Here is a 24,702-nt window from a genome sequence, read left to right on the forward strand (position 1 = left end):
GCGCCGGCTAGCGCTGGAGCTCGCTGGGCTCCTCCACGCCCTCGTCGGCGGCGGTCTCCTCCATCACCACGAACCCGGCCTCCGGGCCGGCCTTGATGCCCCGCTTGCCCTCCCGCAGCCGCTTCTCGACCAGCCCGGCCAGCCGGGTCAGCCCCCAGTTGATGACGATGTAGATCGCGGCCAGCACGATCAGCGTCGGGATCAGGTTGCCCCGGTACGTTGCCAGGTTCTGACCCTGGCGCAGCAGCTCTAGGTAGACGATGTTGTAGCCCAGGGCCGAGTCCTTCAGGATCACCACCAGCTGGCTGATGATCGAGGGGAGCATGGCGGTGATCGCCTGCGGCAGCAAGATGCTGGTCAGGGTCTGGGTCGGGGTCAGCCCGATCGCCCAGCCGGCCTCGCGCTGACCCTTCGGCAGGGCGTGCACCCCCGAGCGGACCAGCTCGGCGATGACGCAGGAGTTGTAGAAGGTCAGGCCGACGATGGTGCCGAACAACGGCAGCAGGTCCGGGTCCACCTGCAGCACGAAGATGCCGAAGAAGTAGGCGAACAGCATCATCACCAGCACCGGCACCGAGCGGAAGAACTCCACGAACGCGCCGCACAGGATCCGGACCGGGGTGACTTCCGACAGCCGCCCCATGCCGAGCAGGATGCCGAAGATGACGGCCAGCACGACGCTGATCGCCGCCGCGACCAGCGTGCCGATCAGACCGGGGATGATGTAGGCGGTCCAGGAATCGGCCTGCAGGAACGGCAGCCACTTCTCCCCGGTCAGCTGCTCCTTGACGGCCAGCGCGCGGATCACGACGAAGACCGCGGCGGCCAGCAGAACGCCGCCGATCACCGCGATGACGAGGTTACGGACGCGGGCCCGCGGGCCGGGCGCGTCGTAGAGGACGGTCGCGTCGCTCATCGGACTCCCTCGCTTCGCTCGGCGGGACTCACCGCTGCACCACCAATCGACGCGACAGCCAGGTGAAGAGGATGCCCATCGGCAGGGTCAGGATGACGAACCCGGCGGCGATGATGAAGAAGATCCAGTACAGCTGGGAGATGTCGAACTCCAGCATCTGCCGCATCATGTAGGCGGCCTCGCCGACGCCGACCGTGGCCACCACTGTGGTGTTCTTGGTCAGCGCGATCATCGTGTTGCCGAGCGGCGCGATGGCACCGCGGAACGCCTGCGGCAGGATGATCGAGGTGATCGTCGCGCCGAACCCGAGCCCGATCGCGCGGGCGGCCTCGGCCTGGCCCTTGGGCACAGTGTTGATGCCGCTCCGGATGGCCTCGGCCACGAAGGAGGCGTGATAGACCGCAAGCGCCACCACGCCCCAGCGGAAGTTGTTGTCGATGACCGAGGTGGGCGACTTCGGATCGGTGAGATTCAGGCTGAGCACCTGGAGCAGGCCGAACGCGCAGAAGAACACGATCAGGGTCAGCGGGGTGTTGCGGATCAGCGTGACGTAGGCGACCGCCACGCCGCGCAGCACGCCGACCGGCGACACCCGCAGCACCGCGATCACCGTGCCGATGATCAGGGCGCCGATGGCGCCGGCGATTGCCAGCTTGATCGTCATCCAGAACGCGTCGAGAACGTTGTACTCACCGAGCAGCGTGGTCAGGCCGTCCATCGGCTCCCCTCTCGTCGGGGTGGTGGTCCGGGTCCGCACCGAGCGCGGACCCGGACCGGTGACTGGGTCAGTCGGGTCTGATCTCGGCGGTGATCAGGAGCAGGCTTCCGGCTTCGGCGGGTTGGTGCTGGTGTCGTACTTGAAGCCCGACGCTCCGACGGTGCTGTCCAGCGCCTTCTCCCATGATCCGTCGGAGATCATCTTCTCGATCGCGGTGTTGATCTTGGTGCAGAGCTCGGTGTCGCCCTTCTTGATCCCGACGCCGTACTTCTCCGTCGAGAACGGCTTGCCGACCACCTTCAGCTTGCCCTGGTACTGCGGCTGAGCGGCGAAGCCGGCCAGGATGACGTTGTCGGTGGTGACCGCGTCGATGCCGCCGGTGTTCAGCGCCTCGACGCACTTGGAGTAGGTGTCGTACTCCTGCAACTGAACCTGGTTGGCGAAGTTGTCCTTCACCTTCTTGGCCGAGGTGGAGCCGGTGACCGAGCAGAGCTTCTTCCCGTTCAGGCTGTCCGGCCCCGTGATGTCGGTGTTGTCGGCCTTCACCAGCAGGTCCTGGCCGGCGATGAAGTACGGCCCACCGAAGGAGACCTTCTGCTTGCGGTCGTCGGTGATCGAGTAGGTCGCGAAGATCATCTTGACCTGGCCGCTCTGGAGCAGCGTCTCGCGCTGGGCCGACGGCGACTCCTTGAACTCGACGTCGGTGTAGCCCAGGTCCTTGGCGACGTACTTCGCCACCTCGACGTCGAAGCCGGTGTAGTTGTCGCCCTCCTTCAGACCGAGACCCGGCTGGTCGTACTTGATCCCGATGACGACCTTGCCGCCCGATCCGGGGTCGCCACCCGCGCTGCTGCCGCCACCGCCGCACGCCGCCAACGGCAGCGCGAACGCGGCCGCTGCGGCCACGATCGCCAGCCTCTTGTCGATCTTCATCGTTCCTCCTCCATGTCAGATCCCGGGGGTGATCCGCGGGTGGTCAGTGTGTCAGGATCTTGCTCAGGAAGTCCTTGGCCCGGTTGCTCTGCGGGGCGGTGAAGAACGACTCGGGATCGTTCTCCTCCACGATCTGGCCGTCGGCCATGAAGACCACCCGGTTCGCCGCCTTGCGGGCGAAGCCCATCTCGTGGGTGACGACGATCATGGTCATCCCTTGCCTGGCCAGCCCGACCATCACGTCCAGCACCTCGTTGACCATCTCGGGGTCGAGGGCCGAGGTCGGCTCGTCGAACAAGATCACCTTGGGATCCATCGCGAGTGCCCGGGCGATCGCCACCCGTTGCTGCTGGCCACCGGAGAGCTGGGCCGGATACTTCTCCGCCTGGCTGTCAACGCCGACCCGCTTCAGCAGTTCCATTCCGCGCTTCTTCGCCTCGGCCGCCGACTTCTTGCGGACCTTGGTTGGTCCGAGGGTGACGTTCTCCAAGATCGTCTTGTGGGCGAAGAGGTTGAACGACTGGAACACCATGCCCACGTCGGCGCGCAGGTTCGCCAGCGCCTTGCCCTCCTCGGGCAGTCGGGTGCCGTCGATCTCGATCGTTCCGGACTGGATGGTCTCGAGCCGGTTGATCGCCCGGCAGAGCGTGGACTTGCCCGATCCGGACGGGCCGAGGACGACGACCACCTCGCCCTTGCGCACCGAGAGATTGATGTGCTGCAAGACATGTAGTTCGCCGAAGTATTTGTCCACCTCGGTCAGCACGACCAGCGGCTCACCGATGTGCTCGGGAGCCACCGACGGCCCCTGGAGCGCCTCCGGTTCGTCCCGATCATCGTCGAGCCCGGCGCCGCCGGCGCCGGGCAGATTGGTGTTCTGGTCCTCCGTTGCCGGTTCACCCATGGCCCGACCCTAGACGAAAATGCTTGTCAGGTGGGAGAACGAGGACGTTGAGATTTGGTTACGGGGTGGGCCGGGCCGCAACTTTTCCATGTCACAAGGATTCTTGCTCGATCGACGCCGGCGGTCGCTTCGCCGTGTCGCGACCACCGCCGCCGCAGAACGCCCGGCTGGACCCCGTTCAGTCGCCGTCGATGCCCCAGCGCCCGCGGAACTCGCCGCCCGGTTGCAGCACGATCAGGTCGTCGTGGGTCGGTCCCGGATTGAATGCATCCGGACCGCACGACATCGGCTCGACGGCGATCGACGCATCGCGCTTGGGTCCACCGGTGAACACCTGGGTCCAGCCGAACGGCTCCTCGCCCCACAGCTCCGCCCAGCGTTCGCCGAGCGAGAGCCGGACGCGCCAGCGCCCGTCCTCGCCACGGCCGAGGCCGGTGAACGCGGTGTCCAGCAACCGGTCACCGATCACGCCGCCGGTTTGCAGGTCGTACGGAGTTCCCGCCACATCCAGCACGGCGACGGGCAGCAGCCGGTCGTCGACGTCCAGGTACGACCTCGCCGGGACGGTCAGGTCGACCTCGTCGACGCTGCTCTCACCGACTGTCAGGTAGGGGTGGGCGCCGTAGCCGAACGGCACCGCGCGCGACCCGATGTTGGCGGCGTGGACGTCGACCACCAGCCCGCCCGGGCCGACGGTGTGGGTCAGCGTCGCCTCCAGCACACCCGGCCAGCCCGACTGCGGGAAGATCCGCAGCCGCTGGGTGACGCTGCTCTCGGTCAGCTCGACCAGCCGCCAGACGGCGTGCCGGGCCAGTCCGTGGCTGGCGTTGTGCCGAGGCGGCTCGGACAGTGCCAGCTGCTGCTCGACCCCGTCGAAGGTGTAGTGGCCGTCCCGGATCCGGTTCGGCCAGGGAATCAGCTGCTGGCCGGCGCCGCCGGACGGGGCGGAGTCGGCCGCGAAACCGCGGACGATGTCCCGGCCGCCCTTGCCGAAGGCGCGCAGGGTGGCGCCGACCTCGGTCAGCACCGCGCGGTACGGTCCGGCACTGATCTCGTACTGCTCCCCGGTGGGCAACGTGGTGGCCATATCCGCGATCGTAGTTAGGCTGGTCCGGCCATGACTGCCACCCTGCCCAGCGCCGAGCCACGCCCCGCGACGACCCGCTCCTCCTCGACCGGCGCCTCCTCGACCCGCACGTACGAGATCAAGACGTACGGCTGCCAGATGAACGTGCACGACTCCGAGCGGCTGGCGGGGCTGCTGGAGGACGCCGGCTATGCCCGGGCCGGGGAACAAACGCAGGCCGACGTGGTGGTCTTCAACACGTGCGCGGTCAGGGAGAACGCCGACGACCGGCTGTACGGCAACCTCGGCCACCTGCGGCCCACCAAGATCAAGACGCCCGGGATGCAGATCGCCGTCGGCGGCTGCCTGGCGCAGAAGGATCGAGAGACGATCGTCCGGCGGGCGCCCTGGGTGGACGTCGTCTTCGGCACCCACAACATCGGCTCGCTGCCGGTGCTGCTGGAGCGGGCCCGGATCGAGCAGGAGGCGCAGGTCGAGATCGCGGAGTCGCTGGAGCGGTTTCCCTCGACCCTGCCGACCCGGCGCGAGTCGCCGTACGCGGCCTGGGTCTCGATCAGCGTGGGCTGCAACAACACCTGCACGTTCTGCATCGTGCCGAGCCTGCGCGGCAAGGAGACCGACCGGCGGCCGGGGGAGATCCTGGCCGAGATCGAGATGCTGGTCGCCGACGGTGTGCAGGAGGTGACGCTGCTCGGCCAGAACGTGAACGCGTACGGCGTCGAGTTCGGCGACCGGTCGGCGTTCGCGAAGCTGCTCCGGTCCTGCGGCGAGATCGACGGGCTGCGCCGGGTCCGGTTCACCTCGCCGCATCCGAAGGACTTCACCGACGAGGTGATCGCGGCGATGGCCGGGACGCCGAACGTGATGCCGTCGCTGCACATGCCACTGCAGTCGGGCTCGGACCGGGTGCTCAAGGCGATGCGGCGGTCCTACCGCAGCGAGCGCTATCTCGGCATCATCGACCGGGTCCGCGCCGCGATGCCGGAGGCGGCGATCACGACCGACATCATCGTCGGCTTCCCCGGCGAGACCGAGGAGGACTTCCAGGGCACGCTCGACGTGACCAGGGCGTCCCGGTTCGCCGGCGCCTACACCTTCCAGTACTCCATCCGTCCCGGTACGCCCGCGGCGACCATGCCGGACCAGGTGCCGAAGGCGGTGGTCCAGGAGCGCTACGAGCGGCTGGTCGCGCTGGTCGAGGAGGTCTCCTGGGCGGAGAACAAGCGCCAGGTCGGCCGCAGCGTCGAGGTGATGTTCGCCGACGGCGAGGGGCGCAAGGACGCGGCGACGTCCCGGATGTCCGGGCGGGCCGCCGACAACCGGCTGGTGCACGTGAGCGTCCCCGAGGATCCGGACCTGCGGCCCAGGCCGGGCGACGTCGCCGACGTCGAGATCACGTACGCGGCACCGCACCACCTGACCGCCGACGCCGGGCTGTCGAACCTGCGCCGGACGCGTGGCGGCGATGCCTGGGCCGCCCGCCAGGCGCAGCCCGCGAGCACTGCCCGGCCCACCGTCACCCTCGGCATGCCCACCCTCGGTCTTCCGCCGGTCTCAGATCTTCGGATCCCTTCCTGCTCCTCGGATCCGCTGTAGGGGATCCGAGAACGCACAGGGGATCCGAGAACGCACGGGGGGCCTCAGGCCGCCTTGGTCAGCTTCGCCTCTTTGAGCGCCTTACGGTTGCGGGCGTCGGCGAAGATCTTGCGGGCGACGTCGGGGTCCAGCTTGCCCTCGGACAGCATCCGGATCGGGCAGCGTTTGCAGCGCGGCTTGTCGCGGCAACACTTCTTCTTGGGCTTCGCCGGCACCCGCACACCGTAGCAGAAAGTTAGGGCAGCCAAACCTAGCTGTCCGGGCCGCTTGGACGCCGCGGACGGCGATCCGCCAGGATGTCCTCCATGCCAGCGCAACGGTTCGTCGAGCAGCTCAACGTCCAGATCGGGAACGAGTTCGCCGCCCATCAGCAATACGTCGCCTGCGCGGTCTACTACGACGCGCTGACCATGCCGCAGATGGCCGGGTTCTTCTATGCCCAGGCGCTGGAGGAGCGCGGTCACGCGATGATGATGGTCCAGTATCTGGTCGATCAGGACGCCGAGGTGCTGATCCCCGGTGTGGACGCGCCGTTGACGCAGTTCGAGGACATCGTGGCGCCGGTCGCGCTCGCGCTGGAGCAGGAGAAGCGGGTCACCGGGCAGATCAACCAGCTGACCCGGATCGCCCGCGAGGAGTACGACTTCGCCTCCGATCAGTTCATGCAGTGGTTCATCAAGGAGCAGGTCGAGGAGGTCGCCACGATGAGCGACCTGCTGACCGTGGTGCGGCGGGCCAAGCACGACGTCGAGGCGATCGAGGACTACGTGCAGCGGGAGACCACCGGCGAGGCCGCCGATCCGACCGCGCCGGCGATCGCCGGGGGCGGCTGAGCCGCACCGTCCGGGGAACGACCCGGCGGCGTGCTTGCATAGGGGGTCGATCGACGACATCGGGAGGCCCGCGTGAGTGACGACTGGGGCTGGTACTTCACCAGCGCCGAGCGCCGGACCAGCATCCTGCGCGACCAGCTCGACGCGGCCAACGCGGCGGCCGCCGCGCAGAGCTCGCGGCTGAGCAGCCAGCTGCGGACCTTGCAGGGGTCGATCGAAACCCGGCTGAAAGCGCTCTCGGCCGCCTTCGACGCCTATGTGGAGCTCGGCGACATCCGGGAGCAGCTGGCCGGATTCCCCGACACCACGGTGGTCCGGCGCGATGTCGCCCTGGCGATCGATGCCCTGGCGCAGGGGCGGCGGGCCGAGCGGGTCGACGATCGCGGCGAGACCTACTGGTTGCCACATGCCGCGAACGCCGTGATCGGTCTGGTCGAGGGGCGGCCCGATGCCGCCGCGGAGCAGAACGCGCACGACCTGTCGCCGCAGGCCGAACTGTTCGTGGTGGCAGCCTGCGGAGCCCTGCATCACGGCACCGCGGTGGCCGACCGGTTGCCGCCGCTGCTGACCTGCGACGACCGGTTGAACGACGATCAGCTGGCGCTGTGGGGTGCCGCGGTGGCGGGCGAATACGGTCCGGTGCTGCCGGCGATCCGGCCGGTCTGGGCGCGCGCGATCGAGCAGGCGAACGCGGACGTCGGGGGCTGGCGGGCCTGGTGCCAGGCGCAGAGCCGGAGCCGGGACGCCGAGGCGATCGTCGGCTGGATCGCCGACCTGCTGGAGGTCGGCACCCGGTCGGTGGGGTCGCCGGCATCGCCGGCGGCACCCGAGGCCGGCCGAGCCGGTGTGAGCCCGGCCGGCACGGACACGTCTGGGCAGGCCCCGGACCCGGCGGACGTACCCCTGCGCGCCGTGGTCACCCGGCTGGTCGCCCAGGGCACGGATCAGGAGGCTCCGCTGCTGGAGCGGGCACGCGAGCTGCGCGAACGGATCGAGAATCCCGGTCGTACGCCGGCCGGCGACCGGGCCGAGGAGAACTCCGGCTCTGCGGTGATCGACGTCGTCCGGGAGGCTCTGCTGGCGACCGTGCCGGGATCACCCGAACGCATCGAGCTGCTGTCCTGGGTAGGCCGAGGGCTGCGTGCAGCGGCCGAGGCGGAGGCGGCGACCCTGGCGACGCTCGAGCCGATCTCGGAGCGGGTACACACCGCGGACGGCGAGATCGACGTCACGTCGTCCGGGCCGCAGCCCGGACAGCTCGAGCGGGTGAAGTCGCGGCTGATCGCGCGCTATCCCACCTCACCGGTTCCGAGCGGGATCGCGGCGGGCGTGACCGGGGTCTTCCTGATCCTCAGCGTCGTGCTGTTCGTGCTGGGGTCGGGCTGGGCCTTCCTCACGGCGCTGATCACCGTCGCCGCCGCCGTTGCGACCATCCGCGCCGAACGGTCCCGGCGCGGCCGGGGGCTCAGCGCCGCAACGACCTCCGCCCGGATCGACGCCGACATCGACGACGCCCGCGGGGTCGTGGCGGCCCGGATCGACGCCCGGGAGCTGACCCGGACCGAGGTCACCGCCACCCTGGAGAAGATCCGGGCGGCTGTGCCGAGCGAGCCGGCCTGACGGATCGAGCCTCCTGGCTCCGGCCGCTCCGATCAGGCCGCGGATCGGGCCCTCGGATCAGGCCCCGGCCGGCGGCTCCTCGGCCATCTTGTCCAGCTGCTCCTTGATCTGCTCGGCGCTCTGGTCGATCTGCTCGGTGTACTGCCCGCCGGTCTTCTGGTCGGCGAGGTCGGCAGCCTTGTCGATCGCCTGGTCGACCTGGTCGTTGTGGTCGCCGATCATGTCCTTGGCCTTGTCGAAGATGCCCATGGGCCGACCCTAGCGGTGTGCCGGCGGTCAGGACCCGACCTCGGCCCGGCTGCGTACCTGGGCGGCGACCCAGCTGCGGTAGTCCAGCGGCGGCCGGCCGAGCAGCCGGGTGGTCTCCTCGACGTCGCGCGGAGAGGTCTTCATCGACATCCGGCCGAGCGCTCGGAAGGAGTTCCGCCAGTCCCGGCGCCGCTTGCCCTCCGGAATCCCTCGGCACAGCGCGGCCTCCCATGCCTCGGGGTCGTTCCCGACGTAGCGCACCGGCCGGCCCAGTGCCTCGGCCCAGGCCGCGGCCGACTCCTCGCCGCTGAGGCTGGCTGGGCCGGACACGCCGTGCGTCCCGGCAGGGAAGGCCGGGTCGGTCAGCGCGTCCGCGCAGACCTCGGCGATGTCGGAGACCGCGACCCGGTTGACCCGGCGGATCGGCGTCGGGTACTCGCCGGCCTCGATGTCGGTGAGGAAGGTCAGGTCGTTGTCGTAGAAGTTCGACGGCACCACCAGCGCCGCATCGGGCAGGGTCCGCTCGACCATCCGGCCGATCTTCAGCTTCGGGACGTACGCGGGCAGTAGCAGCCGGAAGACGTGGTGCAGCAACCAGCCGCGCACGGTCCGGGTGGAGACGTGGACGCCGACGAAGACGAGCCGGACCCCGGCGGCGCGGGTGGCACGGACGACCAGGTCGGCCATGGCGGTCTCGTCGTTCTCGTGCGGGGTGACGTACAGGACGGTCCGGACGCCGCGCAGCGCGGCGGTGAGGACACCCGGATCGCGCAGGTCGCCGACGACCCACTCGATCCCGGGATCGTCGGCCGGCCGTGGCCGGCGGACCAACGCCCGGACGGCGACGTCGCGACGGCGAAGCTCGTCGAGGGTGGCGCCGGCCACGGTCCCGCCGGCGGCGAGGACGAGAACGGGGGCCGAACCGGCGGGCTGGTGAGAACTGGTCTGTGTCATGGCAGCAGGCTGCCCGCGACCCCTTGGGCGGCCCTTGGGTCGTTCTTGCGTCCGGCTGCCGGGTCACGGCCTACGCTGACCTGCCATGAGGGTGGGAGTGCTCGGGGGCACCCGGATCGAGCGCGGCGGGGAGAGCGAGGTGCTGCCCGCGCGGCGCGTGCGCAGCGTGCTCGCCGCCTTGGCGCTGGAGCCGGGAAGCACGGTGACGGCGGACCGGCTGGTCGATCTGGTCTGGGGGGACGCTCCACCGCGGGGTGCCCACGGCACGCTGCACAGCTACATCTCCGGTCTGCGCCGGGCGCTGGAGCCCGACCTCGCGCCGCGGGCGATGCCGTCGGTCCTGATCACCAGCGACGCCGGCTACCGGCTGGCGTTGGCGCGACCGGACGTGGACGCCACCGACTTCACCGACCGGGTGCGCGCGTTGCATCGGCGGGTGGCCCCGCTCGTCTCGCAGCTGTCCGGCGGGCCCGCGCCGGACTGGCCCGACCGGCCGACGGCGGAGGCCTGGCTGGAGGAGCTGGAGTCGGCGCTCGGCGGCTGGCGGGGGACGGCGTACGCCGACCTCGGCGACCACCCGGACGCCGTGGCCGCCCGGAACGGTGTGGACGAGCTGCGGCTGACCGCCGAGGAGGACCGGGCGCTGGTCATGCTGGCACTCGGCGATCACGCCGGCGTCGTCGCGGCGACCGAACAGGGCAGCGCGCGGAACCCGTTCCGCGAGCGGACCTGGGCCCTGCACGCGCTGGCGCTGACCCGGTCCGGGAGGCAGGCCGACGCCCTGGCCGCGCTGCGCCGGGTCCGCGCGGCACTGGCCGACGAGCTCGGGCTCGATCCGGGTGCGGAGCTGCGCGGGCTGGAGGCCGCGGTACTGCGGCAGGACGAGGCGATCCTCGCCGTGCTGCCACCGGGGGCCTCGCCGGCACCGGATGCACCCGACCGGATCCCGTCCGGGCCGGCGACGGCGGCCCGCTGGGACCTGGTCGGCCGGACCCGCGAGCGGACCCGGCTGACCGGGCTGGCGGACGATGCGGAGGCGGGCCGTCCGGCGTACGCGATCGTGGTCGGCGAGCCGGGCATGGGCAAGTCGCGGCTGGTCGAGCAGCTGCGGGAGGAGGCGGCGGCTCGCGGGTTCGTCGCGGTCACCGGACGGTGTTCCCAAGATGACGGGGCGCCGCCGCTGTGGCCGTGGACCGACGTCCTGGACGCCCTGGCCGGGCCGGCGGCGCAGCCGGTCGACCTGGCCGCGCTGCGGGCCGCGTTGCACCGGGACGAGGCCGACGACTATGCCGAGCAGGCGTTCGCGGCGGCCCAGCAGCTCGCCCTGACCGTACGTCGGCGAAGCGCCACCGCGCCGGTGCTGGTCGTCTTCGACGACGCCCAGTGGGCCGACTCGGCAACGATCCGGGCGGTCGGGCATCTGGTCGACACCGCCGTTCCGGGCGAGCGGCTCGCCGTGGTCGTGACCCGACGGGCGCTGCCGGCACCCGCCGGCGGGCTCGCCGACCTGGAGGTGACTCTCGCCCGGCACGGCGCCCGCCGGATCGAGCTCGGGGGCCTCGACTGCCAGGAGACGGCCGAGCTGGTGGAGTCGGTCGCCCCGGGCGTCGCCACCGGCGAGCTGATCGAGCGGTGGCGGGCGGCCTCGGCCGGCAACCCGTTCTTCCTGGTCGAGCTGGCCCGGCTGGCCGCCGAGAGCGGCGGGCGCGGCGCGCACGGCGGCTGGAGCGGCGAGGTCCCGGCCTCGGTGCAGGCGGTGATCCGGCGCCGGCTGGAGAACCTCCCGGAGCCGACCCGGGCGGCGCTGGTGGTCGCCGCCGCCCTCGGCCGGGAGTTCTCGCCGGCGGTGCTCGCGAGTGTCGTCGGGCTCGACCCGCTGACCGCCGACGAGCGGCTCGACCCGGCGCGCGACGCCGGCATCGTGCGCGACCTGGCGCACGGGGACGTCGCGTTCGAGCACGCCCTGACCCGGGACACCGTGCTGAGCACGGTGCATCCGGCGCAGCTGTCGCGTACCCACGCCCGGATCGCGTACGCCCTGACCCGTCCCGGCGTGCCGATGGTCGCCGATCAGCTCGCCTTCGAACTCGCCCGGCACTGGCTGGCCGCCGGTCCGATCCACGCCTCGCAGGCCTGGCCGGCGGCGGTGGACGCGGCCCGGCTGGCCCGGGCCGAGTTCGCGAACGAGGAGGCGGTCGACCTGTTGGCGGCGGCGGCGGAGGCGCAGCGGCTGGATCCGGCGGCGTCGCGGGACGCACGGTTCGAGGTGCTGGTGGCACTGGCCGAGGTGGCCGCGTACGCCGGCCGCTGGGAGCGGGTCGTGCCGAGCGCGGTCGAAGCCGTCAGCCTGGCCGGTGCCGCCGCCGATCCCCGCCGGGTGGCGCGGGCCGCGGCGGAGCTGACCCGGCACAGCGTCTGGCTGCCGCAGGCGTACGAGGTGGTCGACGACGACCTGATCGAGGATCTGCGCAGCGCGTTGGGAGCCCTCGACCCGGACGACTCCGCCGACCGGGTCCGGTTGGTGCTCGCCCTGGCGACGCAGCTGTACTACGCCCCGGGCCGACAGGCCGAGATCGGTGCGCTGGTGGACGAGGGAATGGCTTCGGCCCGCCGGCTGGCCGACCCGGCCCTGACCCGTTGGGCCGCACACACGGCGACGATCTCGCTGTGGCGGCCCCGGTTCGCCGAGACCCGGCAGAGCCTGGCGATGGAGGCGCTCGCGGCCGCGCGGCTCGCCGCCGACGCCGACGGGGAGGCGCTCGCCCTGACCACGGCCGCCGGAAACGCGCTCGAGGTGGGTGACCTGGCCGGCTACGAGCGCTGGTCGGCAGCGGCGGCCGCGCTGGCCGCGCGCCGGCGGCTGCGCTACCTGCAGCTGGTGCTGGGGTTCGTCGAGCTGAACCTCGCGGCGCTGCGCCGCGCGGCCGAGACCGACCGGCTGCTCGCGGAGCTGCAGTCGCTGGCCGCGCGGTCGACGACGCCGGTGGCTGCGGACGTGGTCGCCTCGGGTGCCGGCGTCACCGTCGGGCTGTGGCGGGCCGAGGCCCTGGAGCAGGCGGTCGATGGGCTCCTGGCCGCCTACGGCGACGCCGCCGAGCCGATGGTGCTCGACTCGTTGTGCATCGGCCTGGTCCGCTGCGGCCGGCTGGACGACCTGCGCTCGATGCTGGCGGGCGGCCCGCTGGCACCCGTGCCGGACTATTGGGCGACAGCGATGGATGTTGCCTACCGCGCGGAGCTGGCGGCGGCCCTCGGCGACCCGGCGGCTGCGGCCGAGGTGGCGCCGGCGCTCCGGTCGATGTCGGGCCGGATGGGCGTCTCGGGGGTCTCGGCGCTCGCCGGACCGGTCGACGGCTATCTGGCGCTGGCCGAGGCGGTCCTGGGCAACGCCGAGGCGGCGCGATCGGCGGCCGGGCGGGCCGTCGCGCAGGCGCAGGAATGGGGCATGGCGGCTTATCTGGACTGGCTGCACCGCTGGCGCGCCGCACTGCGGATCTGAACCACCGCCGGTAGCGACGCACGACGGATCACGCCGGCAGGACCACCTCGCTGTAGCGGAAGGCGAGCCGCTCGCGGCGCTCGAACCGGCCCCTGGTCAGCCGAAACAGCAGCCGGTACAGCGGGCCGCCGGCCGCCAGCGTGTGCTCCGCGACGTCCGGCGGCAGCCGATGACACACCCAGGGGATCAGGGTCGGCACCATCCGCAGCGGGTAGGCCCGCTCGACGCCCTGCTCGACGCGCGCGTACTGCTCGTCGGTCATCACCCGCTGGACCAGCGGCAGGGTCTCCCGCTCCTCGTGCGACAGGTGGACGTCCAGCGCCTCCCGCAGCGTCGCGAGCCGTACGTCGAGCGCGTTGCGGTGGGCACCGCACGGGTGCGCCAGCACGGATTCGAAGGCCTCCGTCACCGCCGCCAGGGCCGGGTCGATCTCGGCGTGCTCATCGGCCATCTCCGCGATCAGGGCGTGGTCCGCGGTGGTGCCGCGCTCGGTCACCGCCTCGGCCAGCACCGGCCAGTACAGGTCGTCCTCGACGGTGTGGTGATGGTGCAAGATCTCGGCGAACAGGCGCCAGCGGGCGTGCAGCGCCTGCCAGCTGTCCCCGGCGCCGAGCGGGGTGTTGGCCGCCGCCGAGGTCAGGTTGGCGAGGTCGCGGCGGAGCGCGAAGTGCATCAGGTACATACCGGTGTGGTCGTGCGGGCCCTCGGCGACGTACGCCTGGCCGGGCAGGTTGACCTGATAGGTCGGGCCGGTCGGGGAGGTCGGGCCGGTCGGGGCGCTCGGGGTGGTCTCGGTCACGGGTCGAGCGTGCTCGGCCCGTCTTGGGTGGGGCTTGTGCCGTGCTTGCGAGCCAGCGCCGAGACGATCGCATCCGGGTCGTAGACGCAGCCGCCCCAGGTGCCGCCGCTGGCCTCCTGCAGCGCGGCCCACAGCCGGGTGTCCGCCGGCAGCTCGGGGTGCGGGGCGAGGCCGGGCGTGGGCTCGCGGCGCGCCAACTCCACCGCCCCCTGCTCGGGGGTCAGTTCCGCGCCGGGGCGGCCGACGAAGTCCAGCGAGCCGGTCAGCGCCGCGGTGTCGATCCTGACCCGGACCAGGTCACCGGTGCGCAGCTTCCCGACCGGACCGCCCGCCAGCGCCTCGGGCCCGACGTGACCGATGCAGGCGCCGGTGGAGACGCCGGAGAACCGGGCGTCGGTGAGCAGCGCGACCCGGCGGCCGAACGGCACGTGCTTCAGTGCGGAGGTGAGCTGGTAGGTCTCCTCCATCCCGGTGCCGGCCGGGCCGCAGCCGACCAGGGCGATCACCTCGCCGGCCTGCACGGTGCCGTCCTTGATCGCCTCGATCGCCTCGTGCTCGGCGGTGAACACCCGGGCCGGTCCGGTGAGCTCGTAGATACCGTCGGCGTCCAGCATCGAGCGGTCGATAGAGGTGGCCTTGACCACCGAGCCGTGGGGCGCGAGGTTGCCGGTCGGGAAGGCGACCGTGCCGCGCATGCCGATCTCGGCGGCTCGCTCGGGTGCGAAGATCACGTCGTCGGGGTCGAAGCCGCGTCCGGCCAGGATCTCCCGGAACCGCCGCCGGCGCTCGCTCTCCTCCCACGCGTCCAGACGTTCGTCGAGGGTGCCGCCCTCCACCACGCGAACGCCGGTGCGCAGCAGCCCGAGGCGGCGCAGGTGCAGCATCGCCTCCGGTACGCCGCCGGCCAGGAAGACCCGGACCGTCGGGTGCTGGACCGGGCCGTTCGGCAGCACCGACACGATCCGCGGCGTGCTCCGCGCGACGGCGAGCCAGTCGGCGGCGGTCGGCCGCCGCAGCCCGGCGGCGTGGGCGATCGCCGGCACGTGCAGCAGCAGATTGGTCGACCCGCCGAACGCCGCGTGCACCACCATCGCGTTGTGCACGGCGTCGTCACTGAGGACGTCGGAGGTGCGCTGGCCGCGCTCGACCGCGGCCGCCAGCGCGCGCACCGCTCGCAGCCCGCCCTCCAGCCAGACCGGCTCACCCGATGGAGCCAGCGCGGTATGTCCGACGGCCAGCCCGAGCGCCTCGCCGACCACCTGGGCCGTCGCGGCGGTGCCGAGGAACTGGCAGCCGCCGCCGTGGGACGCGCAGGCCGCGCAACCCAGCGCGGCGGCGTCCTCGAGGCTGATCAGACCGTGCGCGTAGCGCGCGCCGAGGGTCTGGACGGTGCCCGCGTCCTCGCCGCGGGCCGGCGGCAGCGTCACCCCACCCGGAATCAGCACCGACGGCACACTCGGTGAGCCGGCCAGGGCCATCATCATCGCCGGCAGGCCCTTGTCGCAGGTGGCGATCCCGACCACGCCGACCCGGTGCGGCAGCGAACGGATCAGCCGGCGCATCACGATCGCGGCGTCGTTGCGGTAGGGCAGCGAGTCGAACATCGCGGTGGTGCCCTGGGACCGGCCGTCGCAGGGGTCGGAGACGAACCCGGCGAACGGCAGGAAACCGCCGCTGGTGAGCGAGTCGGCGACGGTCGCGGCGATGGTGCCCAGCTCGTAGTGGCCGGTGTGGTAGCCGAGCGCGGCCGGGGTCCCGTCGGGGTGCCGCATGCCGCCCTGAGTCGACAGGATCAGCACGCCGGGATGGTTCGACCTGGCCGGGTCGGCCCCCATCCCGACGTTCTGGGTGAGCCCGAAGATGGTGCCGCTCGGCGCGTGCCGGAGCAGGTCGTCGGTGAGCGGCAGGCTGCCCGTGGGTCCGTCGGCCTGGCTGCGGACATCGAACAGGTCGTCCCGGGCGGGGGTGAAGGCGTCGGTCATCGGAGGAGTCCCACAACCCGATCATCCGACCCTCGCGGCCGCCGCGACACCCGCGTCCCGCTCAGCCGACCCGCGGACCTCGCATCGAGGGGCGGATTCTCGGGTTCGATCATCGAGCCCCGACCTCGACCACCGGATTCGTCAGCGATCCGATCCCGCTGATCGCGACCGTGACCACGTCGCCCGCTGCCAGGGTGAAGTCCTCCGGCGGCACGATGCCGGTCCCGGTCATCAGGAACGCGCCGGTCGGGAAGGTGTTCGCCCGGAACAGCCAGGTCGCGAGGTCGGCGACGTCGCGGTGGATCGCCGACCCGCTGATCGCCTCGTCGAACGCGGTCGCCCCGCCGCGCTCGATCACCAGCCGGATCTCCAGGTCGGCGATCGCGACCTCGCCGGCGGGCAGCAGGCAGGGGCCGACCGCGCAGCTGAGGTCGTACACCTTCGCCTGCGGGAGATAGAGCGGGTTCTCGCCCTCGATGCTGCGCGACGACATGTCGTTGCCGCAGGTGAGAGCCGCGATCGTGCCGGTGGCGTCGACCGCGAGGGTCAGTTCCGGCTCCGGCACGTCCCAGGTCGAGTCGGCCCGGATGCCGACCGTCTCGCCCGGTCCCCGAGAGCCTCCCGGCGGCGCCTTGAGGAACAGCTCGGGCCGCTCGGCGACGTACACCTTGTCGTAGACGTCCGGCACGTCGGACTCGGCGTTGCGCGCCGCCCGGCTGCGCTCGTACGTGACCCCGGACGCCCAGACCGGCTGGCTGCCGATCGGCGCCAGCACCCGGTAGCCGGGCGGGACCGGACCGACCGTCCCGTCCAGCGCCGCGCGGATCGCCGCGGCACCCGCGGCAATCAGCGGGTCGAGGTCGCCTGCGGCCAGCAGCTCCGACGGACCACCCTCGGGCGATCCGCTCGCGAGCCGGATCTCGCCGTCGACCAGGACCTTCCACACCGCCGAAGCCATGAGCTGATTCTCGCCCGCACGTGCCCCGCGCCTGTCGAAGGGCCGGAGACGCGCGCGTCGACAAGCTCAGCGCGCGTGTGCCCGGCCTTCGTGCCCTGAGCCTGTCGAAGGGCGGGAGACGTGCGCGTCGACGAGCTCAGCGCGGGTGTGCCGGCCTTTGTGCCCAGCTCAGCGCGGGTCTGCCCGGCCTTTGTGCCCTGAGCCTGTCGAAGGGCGCACTCCGGGCAGACTTGGCGCCGTGATCGTGGCGGTGGTGGGTCCGACGGCGGCGGGCAAGTCGTCGCTGGCGATCGGGCTCGCCCAGGAACTCGCCGCCGACGGCCGGCCGGCGGAGATCGTCAACGCCGACTCGATGCTGGTCTATCGCGGGATGGACATCGGCACCGCGAAACCGACCCCGGCGGAGCGGGCCCTGGTGCCGCACCACCTGATCGACGTCCTGGACGTGACCCGGACCGCGACCGTGGCCGAGTTCCAATCGATGGCCCGGGCGGCGATCGCGGACTGCCAGGAGCGCTGCGTGATCCCGATCCTGGTCGGCGGTTCCGCGCTGTACGTCCGGGCCGTGCTCGACGACTTCCGCTTCCCCGGCACCGACCCGGAGCTGCGATCCCGGTTGGAGGCCGAACTGGCCGAACTCGGGCCCGCGGCGCTGCACGCCCGGCTGGCCGAGCGCGACCCGGCGGCCGCGGCGTCGATCCTGCCCGGCAACGGCCGCCGGGTGGTCCGGGCCCTGGAGGTGATCGAGCTGACCGGTGAGCCGTTCGCGGCCTCGCTGCCGGAGCGCCGCTATCTGCTCCCCGACGTACGCCAACTCGGGCTGGACCTCGACCGGCCGGGCCTGGACGCACGGATCGAGCAGCGGGTGGACGCCATGTGGGCTGACGGCTTCGTGGCCGAGGTCGAGCACCTGGTCAGCCTCGGCTTGCGGGACGGGCTGACCGCGTCGCGCGCACTGGGCTATGCCCAGATCCTCCGCTTCCTGGACGGCGAGCTGACCGAGTCGCAGGCGCGCGAGGCGACCGTCGTCGGCACCCGGAAGTTCGCCCGACGGCAGGACTCCTGGTTCCGCCGGGACGAACGGATCAGCTGGTTCGAGGCCGGGCGTCCCGATCTGGTGGGCGCGGTCCGCGACGCGCTGGACGTCCGGCCCTGACGACGCGTCCGGCGCGTTCTGGAAGACTGGCCCGCATGCGCAGGTGGTCGTTCGCGAAGGGGCACGGCACCGAGAACGACTTCGTCATCCTGCTCGACCGCGACGGCGTGCTGGACCTCGGCGAGGAGGAGGTCCGCTTCCTCTGCGACCGGCACGCCGGAGTCGGCGGCGACGGCGTGTTGCGGGTCGTCCTGGCCAGCCATGTCGACGGCGGTGACCCGCACACCTGGTTCATGGACTATCGCAATGCCGACGGCTCCATCGCCGAGATGTGCGGCAACGGGATCCGCGTCTTCGCGCGCTATCTGCTCGACGAGGGCCTGGTCAGCGGGCACGAGCTGGAGATCGCGACCCGCGCCGGCATCAAGCCGATTGCGGTTCTTCCCGACGGCTCCGTCCGGGTCGGGATGGGCGAGGTCCGGCTCACCGGGGAGGCCGTCGAGGTGACCGTCGCCGACGGCCGGGCGTACGACGCGGTCGGGGTGGACGTCGGCAATCCGCACGCAGTGGCCTTCGTCGCCGACCCCGCGGAGCTGGCTGCGCTGCCGCTGTGGACCGCCCCGAGCTGGACCCCGGCGGAGGCGTTCCCGGCCGGCGTCAACGCCGAGTTCGTCGCGGTGCTGGGGGAGCGGCACGTTGCCATGCGGGTGTACGAGCGCGGCTCGGGCGAGACCCGCTCGTGCGGGACCGGTACGGTCGCCGTCGCCGCCGCGACCCACGCCCGGCTGGGCGGGTCGAGCGAGCCGGCGCAGTATCGCGTGGACGTGCCGGGCGGCAGCGTCGAGGTCGAACTGGGCGAGGGCCAAGCCTGGCTCACCGGGCCGGCGGTCATCGTCGCCCACGGCGAGGTCGCCCTGCCGGGTGGCAGAAGACACAGGACTCTGGAGGACTGAATGGCCGTACTCGACACGTTCTCGCTGGCCGGCAAGGTGTCGGTCGTCACCGGTGCCAACCGCGGCATCGGCCGGGCACTGAGCCTGACCCTGGCCGAGGCGGGCAGCGACGTCGTGCTGCTGGTCCGCAACCTCGAGGCCGCGGCCCCGGTGCTGGCCGAGATCACCGAGCTGGGAGCGCAGGCCGTCGCCGTCGCCGCCGATGTCACCGAGCCCGACTCGGTGGTCAGCGCCGCAGCCGAGATCGTCGAGCAGTTCGGCCGGGTCGACGTGCTGGTCAACAACGCCGGCGCCTGCATCCACCGGCCAGCGCTCGACGTGCCGATCGACGAGTTCGAACTCGTGATGAACGTCAACGTCACCGGGGTCTGGAACTGCGCGCAGGCCTTCGGCCGGCACATGGTCGCGGCCGGCAGCGGTGCCATCGTCAACATCGGGTCGATCTCGGCGTTCATCGTGAACCGCCCGCAGTGGCAGCCGGCGTACAACGCCTCGAAGGCGGCCGTCCACCAGCTGACCCGGTCGCTCGCGGCCGAGTGGGCGCCGCACGGCGTGCGGGTCAATGCCGTCGCCCCGGGATACACCCGGACCGAGATGGCGCCGGTCGACGACCCGCAGTTCAAGGCCCGCTGGATCGACGACGCGCCCATGCAGCGCGCCGCCGACCCGACCGAGCTCGGCCCGGCCGTCGTCTTCCTCGCCTCCCAGGCCTCCAGCTTCGTCACCGGTGAGGTCCTCGTGCTGGACGGCGGCTACAGCTTGTACTGATTGCCTCAGATTGATTGCTGCGCCCACCACCCGCTCGACGGAATCGGACACTCGGGCCCATCTGGTGACCGATCGTCGGCGTGTCGCCGGCATTTCCGGACACTCGCGCCGGTTGCACCCGTGATCAGGGCCCGGCTCGGCGGCTCCACCCAGAGCTAAAGGGTTCGAAAGTGTTGGTGGCACGTGAGAGTCTGGAAGAACGATGAGTGCTGCTGACTACACGTATCAAGCCGATCCTGCCGACGACGGGGACCAGCTGGACCTGGAGGAGCGGCACTCGCTGCGCCGGGTCGCCGGGATGTCCACCGAGCTCACCGACATCACCGAGGTCGAATACCGCCAGCTCCTGCTGGAGCGGGTCGTCCTGGTGAGCGTCTGGACGACCGGCAGCGAGGTGGACGCCGAGAACGCCATCACCGAGCTCAAGCTGCTGGCCGAGACGGCCGGCTCGGAGGTGCTGGAGGGACTGCTCCAGCGGCGCAGCAGGCCGGATCCGGCGACGTACATCGGCCGCGGCAAGGTCGAGGAGCTGCGCGACGTCGTCGTCGCGACCGGCGCCGACACCGTGATCTGTGACGGCGAGCTGGCGCCGGCTCAGCTGCGCAACCTGGAGGACCGGGTCAAGGTCAAGGTGATCGACCGGACCGCGCTGATCCTCGACATCTTCGCCCAGCACGCGAAGAGCGCCGAGGGCAAGGCGCAGGTCGAGCTGGCCCAGCTGCAATACCTCAAGCAGCGACTCCGCGGCTGGGGCGGCAACCTGTCCCGCCAGGCCGGCGGCCGGGCCGCCGGCGGCGCGGGCATCGGCGGCCGCGGGCCCGGTGAGACCAAGCTGGAGACCGATCGCCGCCGGATCAACCACCGGATCTCCCGGCTGCGCGCCGACCTGCGGGCGATGGACAGCACCCGCGAGACCAAGCGGGCCGAGCGACGTCGGCACCAGGTGCCGTCGGTCGCGATCGTCGGCTACACCAACGCCGGCAAGTCGAGCCTGCTGAACCGGCTCACCAATGCCGGCGTGCTGGTCGAGAACGCGCTGTTCGCCACCCTGGACCCGACCACCCGCCGGGCCCAGACCGCCGACGGCCGGGTGTACACCCTGACCGACACGGTCGGCTTCGTCCGGCACCTGCCGCACGACCTGGTCGAGGCGTTCGCCTCGACGCTGGAGGAGACCGCCCGGGCCGACCTGCTGGTGCACGTGGTGGACGGGTCCGACCCGGATCCGACCGGGCAGATCACCGCGGTCCGCGGCGTGCTGTCCGACGTTGGCGCGGGCGACCGGCCCGAGCTGATCGCGATCAACAAGGCCGATCTCGCCACCGGCACCGCGCTCACCGCGTTGCGCAGCAAGTATCCGGATGCCGTGATCGTGTCGGCCAGGACCGGCCAGGGGATCGACGACCTGCGCGCCCGGATCGAGGCAGGTCTGCCCCGGCCGGAGGTGGAGGTCCGCGTGCTCATCCCGTACGACCGCGGTGACCTGGTCGACAAGATCCACCGCACCGGAGAGCTGGGGGTGCTCGAACACACCGAGCACGGCACGCTGGTCAGCGCCCGCGTCCATCCGGGGCTGGCCGGCGAGCTCGAAAGGTACGCTCTCGCAGGTGACGAGCGCAGCCGCTAGGGATCGCTCCGTCGACGGGCAGCACCCACCGGACCACCGCGCGGTCCTGCATACAGCGGTCGCCGAGATCGGCGGCGCGGAACGGCCGGGCCAGATCGACATGGCCGACGCGATCGCCGAGGCGCTGGAGACCGGGCGCCACCTGCTGGTCCAGGCCGGCACCGGCACCGGGAAGTCGCTCGGCTATCTCGCGCCCGCGCTGATCCGGCTGGTCGAGCACGAGCGATCGCGGATCGTAGTGGCCACCGCGACGCTGGCCCTGCAGCGCCAGCTCGCCACGAAGGACATCCCGGCCGCCCTCGATGCCGTGCTGGCCGTCACCGGCAAGCGGCCACGGCATGCGATCCTCAAGGGCCGGACCAACTACGCCTGCCGGCTCAAGGTGAGCGGCGGGGTGGCCGAGGAGCAGGGCAGCCTGCTCGGCGCCGACGAGGTCAGCACCGGGCTGGTCGCCTCGGCAGCGCCCACCTCGGTGCTTGCGGCCGAGGTGCTGGCCCTGCGGACCTGGGCCGACGACGAGCACCGCACCGGTGGGTTGGCGGACCGCGACGACGCCCCGAGCCACACCGAGCGTGCCTGGCAGCAGGTGTCCATCCCGGTCCGGGAGTGCCTCGGGCGGGACCGCTGCCCGCTCGGCGACACCTGCTTCGTGGAGAAGTCCCGCGACGTCGCCCGCGCCGCCGACCTGGTGGTGACGAACCATGCGCTGCTCGCCATCGACGCGATGCACGGCGGAACCGCACTGCCCGAGCACGATGCCGTCATCATCGACGAGGCGCACGAGCTGGTCGCCCGGGTCACCGGGGCCGCGTCGGCCGAGCTGAGTCCGCAGCTGATCGAGCGGGTCGGTAGGCGCGCGCTGCCGTATCTGGCCGACGAGACCGCGCTCGAGCTGCTGGAGTGCGCCGACGCGTTGCGGTCGGCGCTCGACGAGACCGATCCCGGCCGGGTCGAGGATCCCCGCTCGGCGATCGGCCAGGCCTGCGAGACGGTGCGGGTCGCCGCCCGCAAGGCCGTCAGCGGGATGACGGGCAACGACGGCAAGGCCGAGCCGGAGCAGCGCCAGGCCGCAGCCGCGGTGAAGGAGGTGTTCGACGTCGCGGAACGGCTCGCGGCGATGAGCGAGTACGACGTGATCTGGGTCGCCGAGAGCGAGCGCGACGGCCGGGATGTACGCGTGGCCCCGCTGACCGTGGCCGGGCTGATGCGGTCCCGGGTGTTCGGGCAGCGGACCACCGTGCTGACCTCGGCCACCCTGAAGCTCGGCGGCGACTTCGACCGGGTCGCCGCCTCCGTCGGGCTGCGGCTGGACGAGCGCGACGCCGAGCCGGTAGCGGTGGAGATCGTCGAGCCGGACGACGACGACGCGGTTGACGACGACGCGGACGACGACGACCTGTCCGGACTGGGCGTGGATCCCGGCGAGCTGCCGCAGCCGTGGCACGGGCTCGACGTCGGGTCGCCGTTCGACTACCGCCGGCAGGGGATCTTGTACGTCGCCCGCCAGCTCCCGCAGCCCGGCCGGGACGGCCTGCCGGACGAGACCATCGCCGAGATCGCCGAGCTCGTCTGGGCCGCGGGCGGACGTACGCTCGGGCTGTTCTCGTCCCGGCGGGCGGCGGAGACGGCTGCGGTCCGGGTCCGCAAGGAGCTGCCGAAGCTGACCGTGCTGTGCCAAGGCGACGCCCAGCTGACCGAGCTCACCCAGCGTTTCGTGAACGAGGAGTCGGCCAGCCTGTTCGGCACCTTGTCGCTGTGGCAGGGCGTGGACGTGCCGGGGGACACCTGCCAGTTGGTCATCATCGACCGGATCCCGTTCCCCCGACCGGACGACCCGCTGATGACGGCGCGCTCGCGGGCGGTCGCCGAGGCGGGCGGAAACGGCTTCATGTCCGTCGCCGCTACGCACGCGGCGCTGCTGCTCGCCCAGGGGGCGGGGCGGTTGATCCGGCGTACCAGCGACCGGGGGATGGTCGCGGTGCTCGACCCGCGGCTGGTCACCGCGCGCTACGGCACGTTCCTGCGGGCCTCGATGCCCGAGATGTGGCAGACCACCGACCGCGAGGTGGCGATCGGGGCGCTGCGCCGGTTGACCGGCCAGAGCTGAACCGGGCCCGGCCGGCCGGGCGAGCGGTCAGCTCTCGGCCAGCAGCCTGGGCATCAGCAGCTGGATCTGTCGCTCCAGCGTCTGCTCGACCCCGTCGGCGCCGGCCAGCCGGGCCTGAACCCCGTGGAAGACGATCCCGTCGAGCAGTGCGTACGCGGTCGGTGGATCGACCACCGGCGGCCGCCCGCTGAACTCGGCATAGCAACCGAGGATGCGCCACACCATGGCCCGCAGCTGGTCGTCGATGGCCGCCACGTCGTCGCGGAAGGACGGGTCGAACAGGCTCTGCGCGCGCAGGTCGTACCACAACCGTTGCTCGTGGGCGTCCCGCCGCAGGGTGAGCGTCAGCGCGTCCAGGAAGCGCCGGACCACGTCCTCGGCCGAGGTGGCGAGGGCGGTGATGTCGTCGTAGCGGCGTACGCATCGGGTCTTGTACAGCCGGACGCAGTGGATGATCAGCTCGGTCTTGTCGGCGAAGTAGTAGTGCAGCACCCCGTGGGAGAACGCGGAGTTCTGGGCGATTTCGCGGAGCGAGGTATTGGCGTAGCCGCGCTCGGCCAGCGTGCGCAACGCGGCCGTGGCGAGCTCGTCGCGCCGGGCGGCCACCTTGTCGGCAGCGGCAAACGTCGCGCCGGCGGTGGCCGAGCCAGTGGCAGGGGCTTGGCCGGTGGCAGGGGCAGAACCGGTGTCCGCGGCAGAAGATGAGACGGCCCGCTCGGCGCCGGGACGACGCGCCGTCGGGGGGGTCGACGTCAGCGTCATATCGGGTTCTCCGTGGGGTCGGCAGGTTGGGGATCCTACCGTGCCGAGCGGCCGCGCTCTTTGACAAGTGTCCAAGGAAGTCTTGACGAGTGTCAAGGGAACGCGGGGCATCGTTGCCGAACTGTGCCGGAAGCGGTCGAGCGGGCACGTTCGACCCGGAACAGACCCGTTACACCCGCGACACCGGCGCAGCGATGAACGGGCTTAGTTTCACTGGCGAAACGTCCGCCGATGCCCCTTGGGAGCGCGCCATGACCGATACCGCCGACGTCGGAACCCATCACGATTTCGAGGACACGCCGGGTCATCCGGCCGGGGAGTCGGTGATCAAGGACTTCTAC

21 protein-coding genes are annotated in these 24,702 nt (G+C 71.9%); 9 read left to right on the forward strand and 12 right to left on the reverse strand.

The window, feature by feature from the left end; translation table 11 throughout:
- Positions 1-7: 7 nt before the first annotated feature.
- The 5 genes from ABD747_RS25535 to ABD747_RS25555 form a co-directional block, all read right to left on the reverse strand.
- A complete protein-coding gene (locus ABD747_RS25535; protein WP_344809973.1) occupies positions 8-916 on the reverse strand; it encodes an amino acid ABC transporter permease in 909 nt (302 codons plus the stop codon).
- 28 nt (positions 917-944) lie between these two features.
- Positions 945-1,634, reverse strand: a complete 690-nt coding sequence (locus tag ABD747_RS25540) for an amino acid ABC transporter permease (RefSeq protein WP_344809974.1) — start codon at positions 1,632-1,634, stop codon at positions 945-947.
- A gap of 93 nt (positions 1,635-1,727) precedes the next feature.
- The gene (locus ABD747_RS25545) at positions 1,728-2,567 is read right to left on the reverse strand and encodes a glutamate ABC transporter substrate-binding protein (RefSeq protein ID WP_344809975.1); all 840 of its coding nucleotides are present in this window, start codon (positions 2,565-2,567) and stop codon (positions 1,728-1,730) included.
- Positions 2,568-2,610: 43 nt separating this feature from the next.
- Positions 2,611-3,471 carry an amino acid ABC transporter ATP-binding protein gene (locus tag ABD747_RS25550; RefSeq protein ID WP_425562586.1) on the reverse strand — a complete coding sequence of 287 codons (861 nt, stop codon included), beginning with the start codon at positions 3,469-3,471 and terminating at the stop codon, positions 2,611-2,613.
- Positions 3,472-3,649: 178 nt separating this feature from the next.
- The gene (locus ABD747_RS25555) at positions 3,650-4,558 is read right to left on the reverse strand and encodes an aldose 1-epimerase family protein (protein WP_344809976.1); all 909 of its coding nucleotides are present in this window, start codon (positions 4,556-4,558) and stop codon (positions 3,650-3,652) included.
- Between the two features lie 30 nt (positions 4,559-4,588).
- Between ABD747_RS25555 and miaB the strand changes: the two genes are divergently transcribed.
- Positions 4,589-6,154, forward strand: a complete 1,566-nt coding sequence (gene miaB, locus ABD747_RS25560; RefSeq protein WP_344809977.1) for a tRNA (N6-isopentenyl adenosine(37)-C2)-methylthiotransferase MiaB — start codon at positions 4,589-4,591, stop codon at positions 6,152-6,154.
- Between the two features lie 44 nt (positions 6,155-6,198).
- On the opposite strand, the gene ABD747_RS25565 is transcribed toward miaB, so the two are convergent.
- Positions 6,199-6,369: a hypothetical protein gene (locus ABD747_RS25565; protein WP_344809978.1), complete on the reverse strand. Its 171-nt coding sequence runs from the start codon at positions 6,367-6,369 to the stop codon at positions 6,199-6,201.
- Between the two features lie 90 nt (positions 6,370-6,459).
- On the opposite strand from ABD747_RS25565, the gene ABD747_RS25570 reads away from it, so the two are divergent.
- Positions 6,460-6,987 carry a ferritin gene (locus tag ABD747_RS25570; protein ID WP_344809979.1) on the forward strand — a complete coding sequence of 176 codons (528 nt, stop codon included), beginning with the start codon at positions 6,460-6,462 and terminating at the stop codon, positions 6,985-6,987.
- Positions 6,988-7,059: 72 nt separating this feature from the next.
- A complete protein-coding gene (locus ABD747_RS25575) occupies positions 7,060-8,607 on the forward strand; it encodes a hypothetical protein (protein ID WP_344809980.1) in 1,548 nt (515 codons plus the stop codon).
- Between the two features lie 57 nt (positions 8,608-8,664).
- Here ABD747_RS25575 and ABD747_RS25580 read toward each other — a convergent pair whose 3' ends face one another.
- On the reverse strand, positions 8,665-8,856 hold the full coding sequence (locus tag ABD747_RS25580) for an antitoxin (RefSeq protein WP_344809981.1): 192 nt from the start codon (positions 8,854-8,856) through the stop codon (positions 8,665-8,667).
- 27 nt (positions 8,857-8,883) lie between these two features.
- Positions 8,884-9,810 carry an SDR family oxidoreductase gene (locus ABD747_RS25585; protein WP_344809982.1) on the reverse strand — a complete coding sequence of 309 codons (927 nt, stop codon included), beginning with the start codon at positions 9,808-9,810 and terminating at the stop codon, positions 8,884-8,886.
- A gap of 85 nt (positions 9,811-9,895) precedes the next feature.
- On the opposite strand from ABD747_RS25585, the gene ABD747_RS25590 reads away from it, so the two are divergent.
- Positions 9,896-13,309, forward strand: a complete 3,414-nt coding sequence (locus tag ABD747_RS25590; protein ID WP_344809983.1) for a BTAD domain-containing putative transcriptional regulator — start codon at positions 9,896-9,898, stop codon at positions 13,307-13,309.
- Between the two features lie 28 nt (positions 13,310-13,337).
- On the opposite strand, the gene ABD747_RS25595 is transcribed toward ABD747_RS25590, so the two are convergent.
- From ABD747_RS25595 to ABD747_RS25605, 3 genes are all read right to left on the reverse strand, one after another.
- Positions 13,338-14,108, reverse strand: a complete 771-nt coding sequence (locus ABD747_RS25595) for a hemerythrin domain-containing protein (protein WP_344809984.1) — start codon at positions 14,106-14,108, stop codon at positions 13,338-13,340.
- Positions 14,105-16,090 (reverse strand): YjhG/YagF family D-xylonate dehydratase, encoded by a 1,986-nt coding sequence (locus ABD747_RS25600; RefSeq protein WP_344809985.1) that lies wholly within the window; start codon positions 16,088-16,090, stop codon positions 14,105-14,107. The genes ABD747_RS25595 and ABD747_RS25600 overlap by 4 nt, the downstream gene beginning before the upstream one ends.
- A 109-nt stretch (positions 16,091-16,199) precedes the next feature.
- Positions 16,200-17,048 carry a fumarylacetoacetate hydrolase family protein gene (locus ABD747_RS25605; protein WP_344809986.1) on the reverse strand — a complete coding sequence of 283 codons (849 nt, stop codon included), beginning with the start codon at positions 17,046-17,048 and terminating at the stop codon, positions 16,200-16,202.
- 238 nt (positions 17,049-17,286) lie between these two features.
- On the opposite strand from ABD747_RS25605, the gene miaA reads away from it, so the two are divergent.
- The 5 genes from miaA to ABD747_RS25630 all read left to right on the forward strand — a co-directional run bounded on the left by miaA (position 17,287) and on the right by ABD747_RS25630 (position 23,599).
- Positions 17,287-18,204, forward strand: a complete 918-nt coding sequence (gene miaA, locus ABD747_RS25610) for a tRNA (adenosine(37)-N6)-dimethylallyltransferase MiaA (protein WP_344809987.1) — start codon at positions 17,287-17,289, stop codon at positions 18,202-18,204.
- Between the two features lie 35 nt (positions 18,205-18,239).
- A complete protein-coding gene (gene dapF, locus ABD747_RS25615; protein WP_344809988.1) occupies positions 18,240-19,097 on the forward strand; it encodes a diaminopimelate epimerase in 858 nt (285 codons plus the stop codon).
- On the forward strand, positions 19,098-19,865 hold the full coding sequence (locus ABD747_RS25620) for an SDR family NAD(P)-dependent oxidoreductase (protein WP_344809989.1): 768 nt from the start codon (positions 19,098-19,100) through the stop codon (positions 19,863-19,865).
- Between the two features lie 202 nt (positions 19,866-20,067).
- The gene (gene hflX, locus ABD747_RS25625) at positions 20,068-21,492 is read left to right on the forward strand and encodes a GTPase HflX (protein ID WP_344809990.1); all 1,425 of its coding nucleotides are present in this window, start codon (positions 20,068-20,070) and stop codon (positions 21,490-21,492) included.
- A gap of 100 nt (positions 21,493-21,592) precedes the next feature.
- The gene (locus tag ABD747_RS25630) at positions 21,593-23,599 is read left to right on the forward strand and encodes an ATP-dependent DNA helicase (RefSeq protein ID WP_344809997.1); all 2,007 of its coding nucleotides are present in this window, start codon (positions 21,593-21,595) and stop codon (positions 23,597-23,599) included.
- A 27-nt stretch (positions 23,600-23,626) separates the two neighbouring features.
- Here the strand turns inward: ABD747_RS25630 and ABD747_RS25635 are convergent, their stop codons facing one another.
- The gene (locus tag ABD747_RS25635; RefSeq protein ID WP_344809991.1) at positions 23,627-24,361 is read right to left on the reverse strand and encodes a TetR/AcrR family transcriptional regulator; all 735 of its coding nucleotides are present in this window, start codon (positions 24,359-24,361) and stop codon (positions 23,627-23,629) included.
- Positions 24,362-24,702: the final 341 nt, after the last annotated feature.

The sequence above is a fragment of the Microlunatus ginsengisoli genome (assembly GCF_039537205.1).
In the GTDB taxonomy this organism is placed as follows: domain Bacteria; phylum Actinomycetota; class Actinomycetes; order Propionibacteriales; family Propionibacteriaceae; genus Microlunatus; species Microlunatus ginsengisoli.

What these genes read in the sequence shown, in the direction of transcription:
- ABD747_RS25585 (WP_344809982.1), bottom strand. Translation starts at nt 9,810, where the DNA reads ATGACACAGACCAGTTCTCACCAGCCCGCCGGTTCGGCCCCCGTTCTC.
- ABD747_RS25535 (WP_344809973.1), bottom strand. Translation starts at nt 916, where the DNA reads ATGAGCGACGCGACCGTCCTCTACGACGCGCCCGGCCCGCGGGCCCGC.
- ABD747_RS25605 (WP_344809986.1), bottom strand. Translation starts at nt 17,048, where the DNA reads ATGGCTTCGGCGGTGTGGAAGGTCCTGGTCGACGGCGAGATCCGGCTC.
- ABD747_RS25630 (WP_344809997.1), top strand. Translation starts at nt 21,593, where the DNA reads ATGGCCGACGCGATCGCCGAGGCGCTGGAGACCGGGCGCCACCTGCTG.
- ABD747_RS25635 (WP_344809991.1), bottom strand. Translation starts at nt 24,361, where the DNA reads ATGACGCTGACGTCGACCCCCCCGACGGCGCGTCGTCCCGGCGCCGAG.
- ABD747_RS25600 (WP_344809985.1), bottom strand. Translation starts at nt 16,090, where the DNA reads ATGACCGACGCCTTCACCCCCGCCCGGGACGACCTGTTCGATGTCCGC.
- ABD747_RS25590 (WP_344809983.1), top strand. Translation starts at nt 9,896, where the DNA reads ATGAGGGTGGGAGTGCTCGGGGGCACCCGGATCGAGCGCGGCGGGGAG.
- ABD747_RS25540 (WP_344809974.1), bottom strand. Translation starts at nt 1,634, where the DNA reads ATGGACGGCCTGACCACGCTGCTCGGTGAGTACAACGTTCTCGACGCG.
- ABD747_RS25580 (WP_344809981.1), bottom strand. Translation starts at nt 8,856, where the DNA reads ATGGGCATCTTCGACAAGGCCAAGGACATGATCGGCGACCACAACGAC.
- hflX (WP_344809990.1), top strand. Translation starts at nt 20,068, where the DNA reads ATGAGTGCTGCTGACTACACGTATCAAGCCGATCCTGCCGACGACGGG.
- ABD747_RS25555 (WP_344809976.1), bottom strand. Translation starts at nt 4,558, where the DNA reads ATGGCCACCACGTTGCCCACCGGGGAGCAGTACGAGATCAGTGCCGGA.
- dapF (WP_344809988.1), top strand. Translation starts at nt 18,240, where the DNA reads ATGCGCAGGTGGTCGTTCGCGAAGGGGCACGGCACCGAGAACGACTTC.
- ABD747_RS25550 (WP_425562586.1), bottom strand. Translation starts at nt 3,471, where the DNA reads ATGGGTGAACCGGCAACGGAGGACCAGAACACCAATCTGCCCGGCGCC.
- ABD747_RS25545 (WP_344809975.1), bottom strand. Translation starts at nt 2,567, where the DNA reads ATGAAGATCGACAAGAGGCTGGCGATCGTGGCCGCAGCGGCCGCGTTC.
- ABD747_RS25620 (WP_344809989.1), top strand. Translation starts at nt 19,098, where the DNA reads ATGGCCGTACTCGACACGTTCTCGCTGGCCGGCAAGGTGTCGGTCGTC.
- miaB (WP_344809977.1), top strand. Translation starts at nt 4,589, where the DNA reads ATGACTGCCACCCTGCCCAGCGCCGAGCCACGCCCCGCGACGACCCGC.
- ABD747_RS25570 (WP_344809979.1), top strand. Translation starts at nt 6,460, where the DNA reads ATGCCAGCGCAACGGTTCGTCGAGCAGCTCAACGTCCAGATCGGGAAC.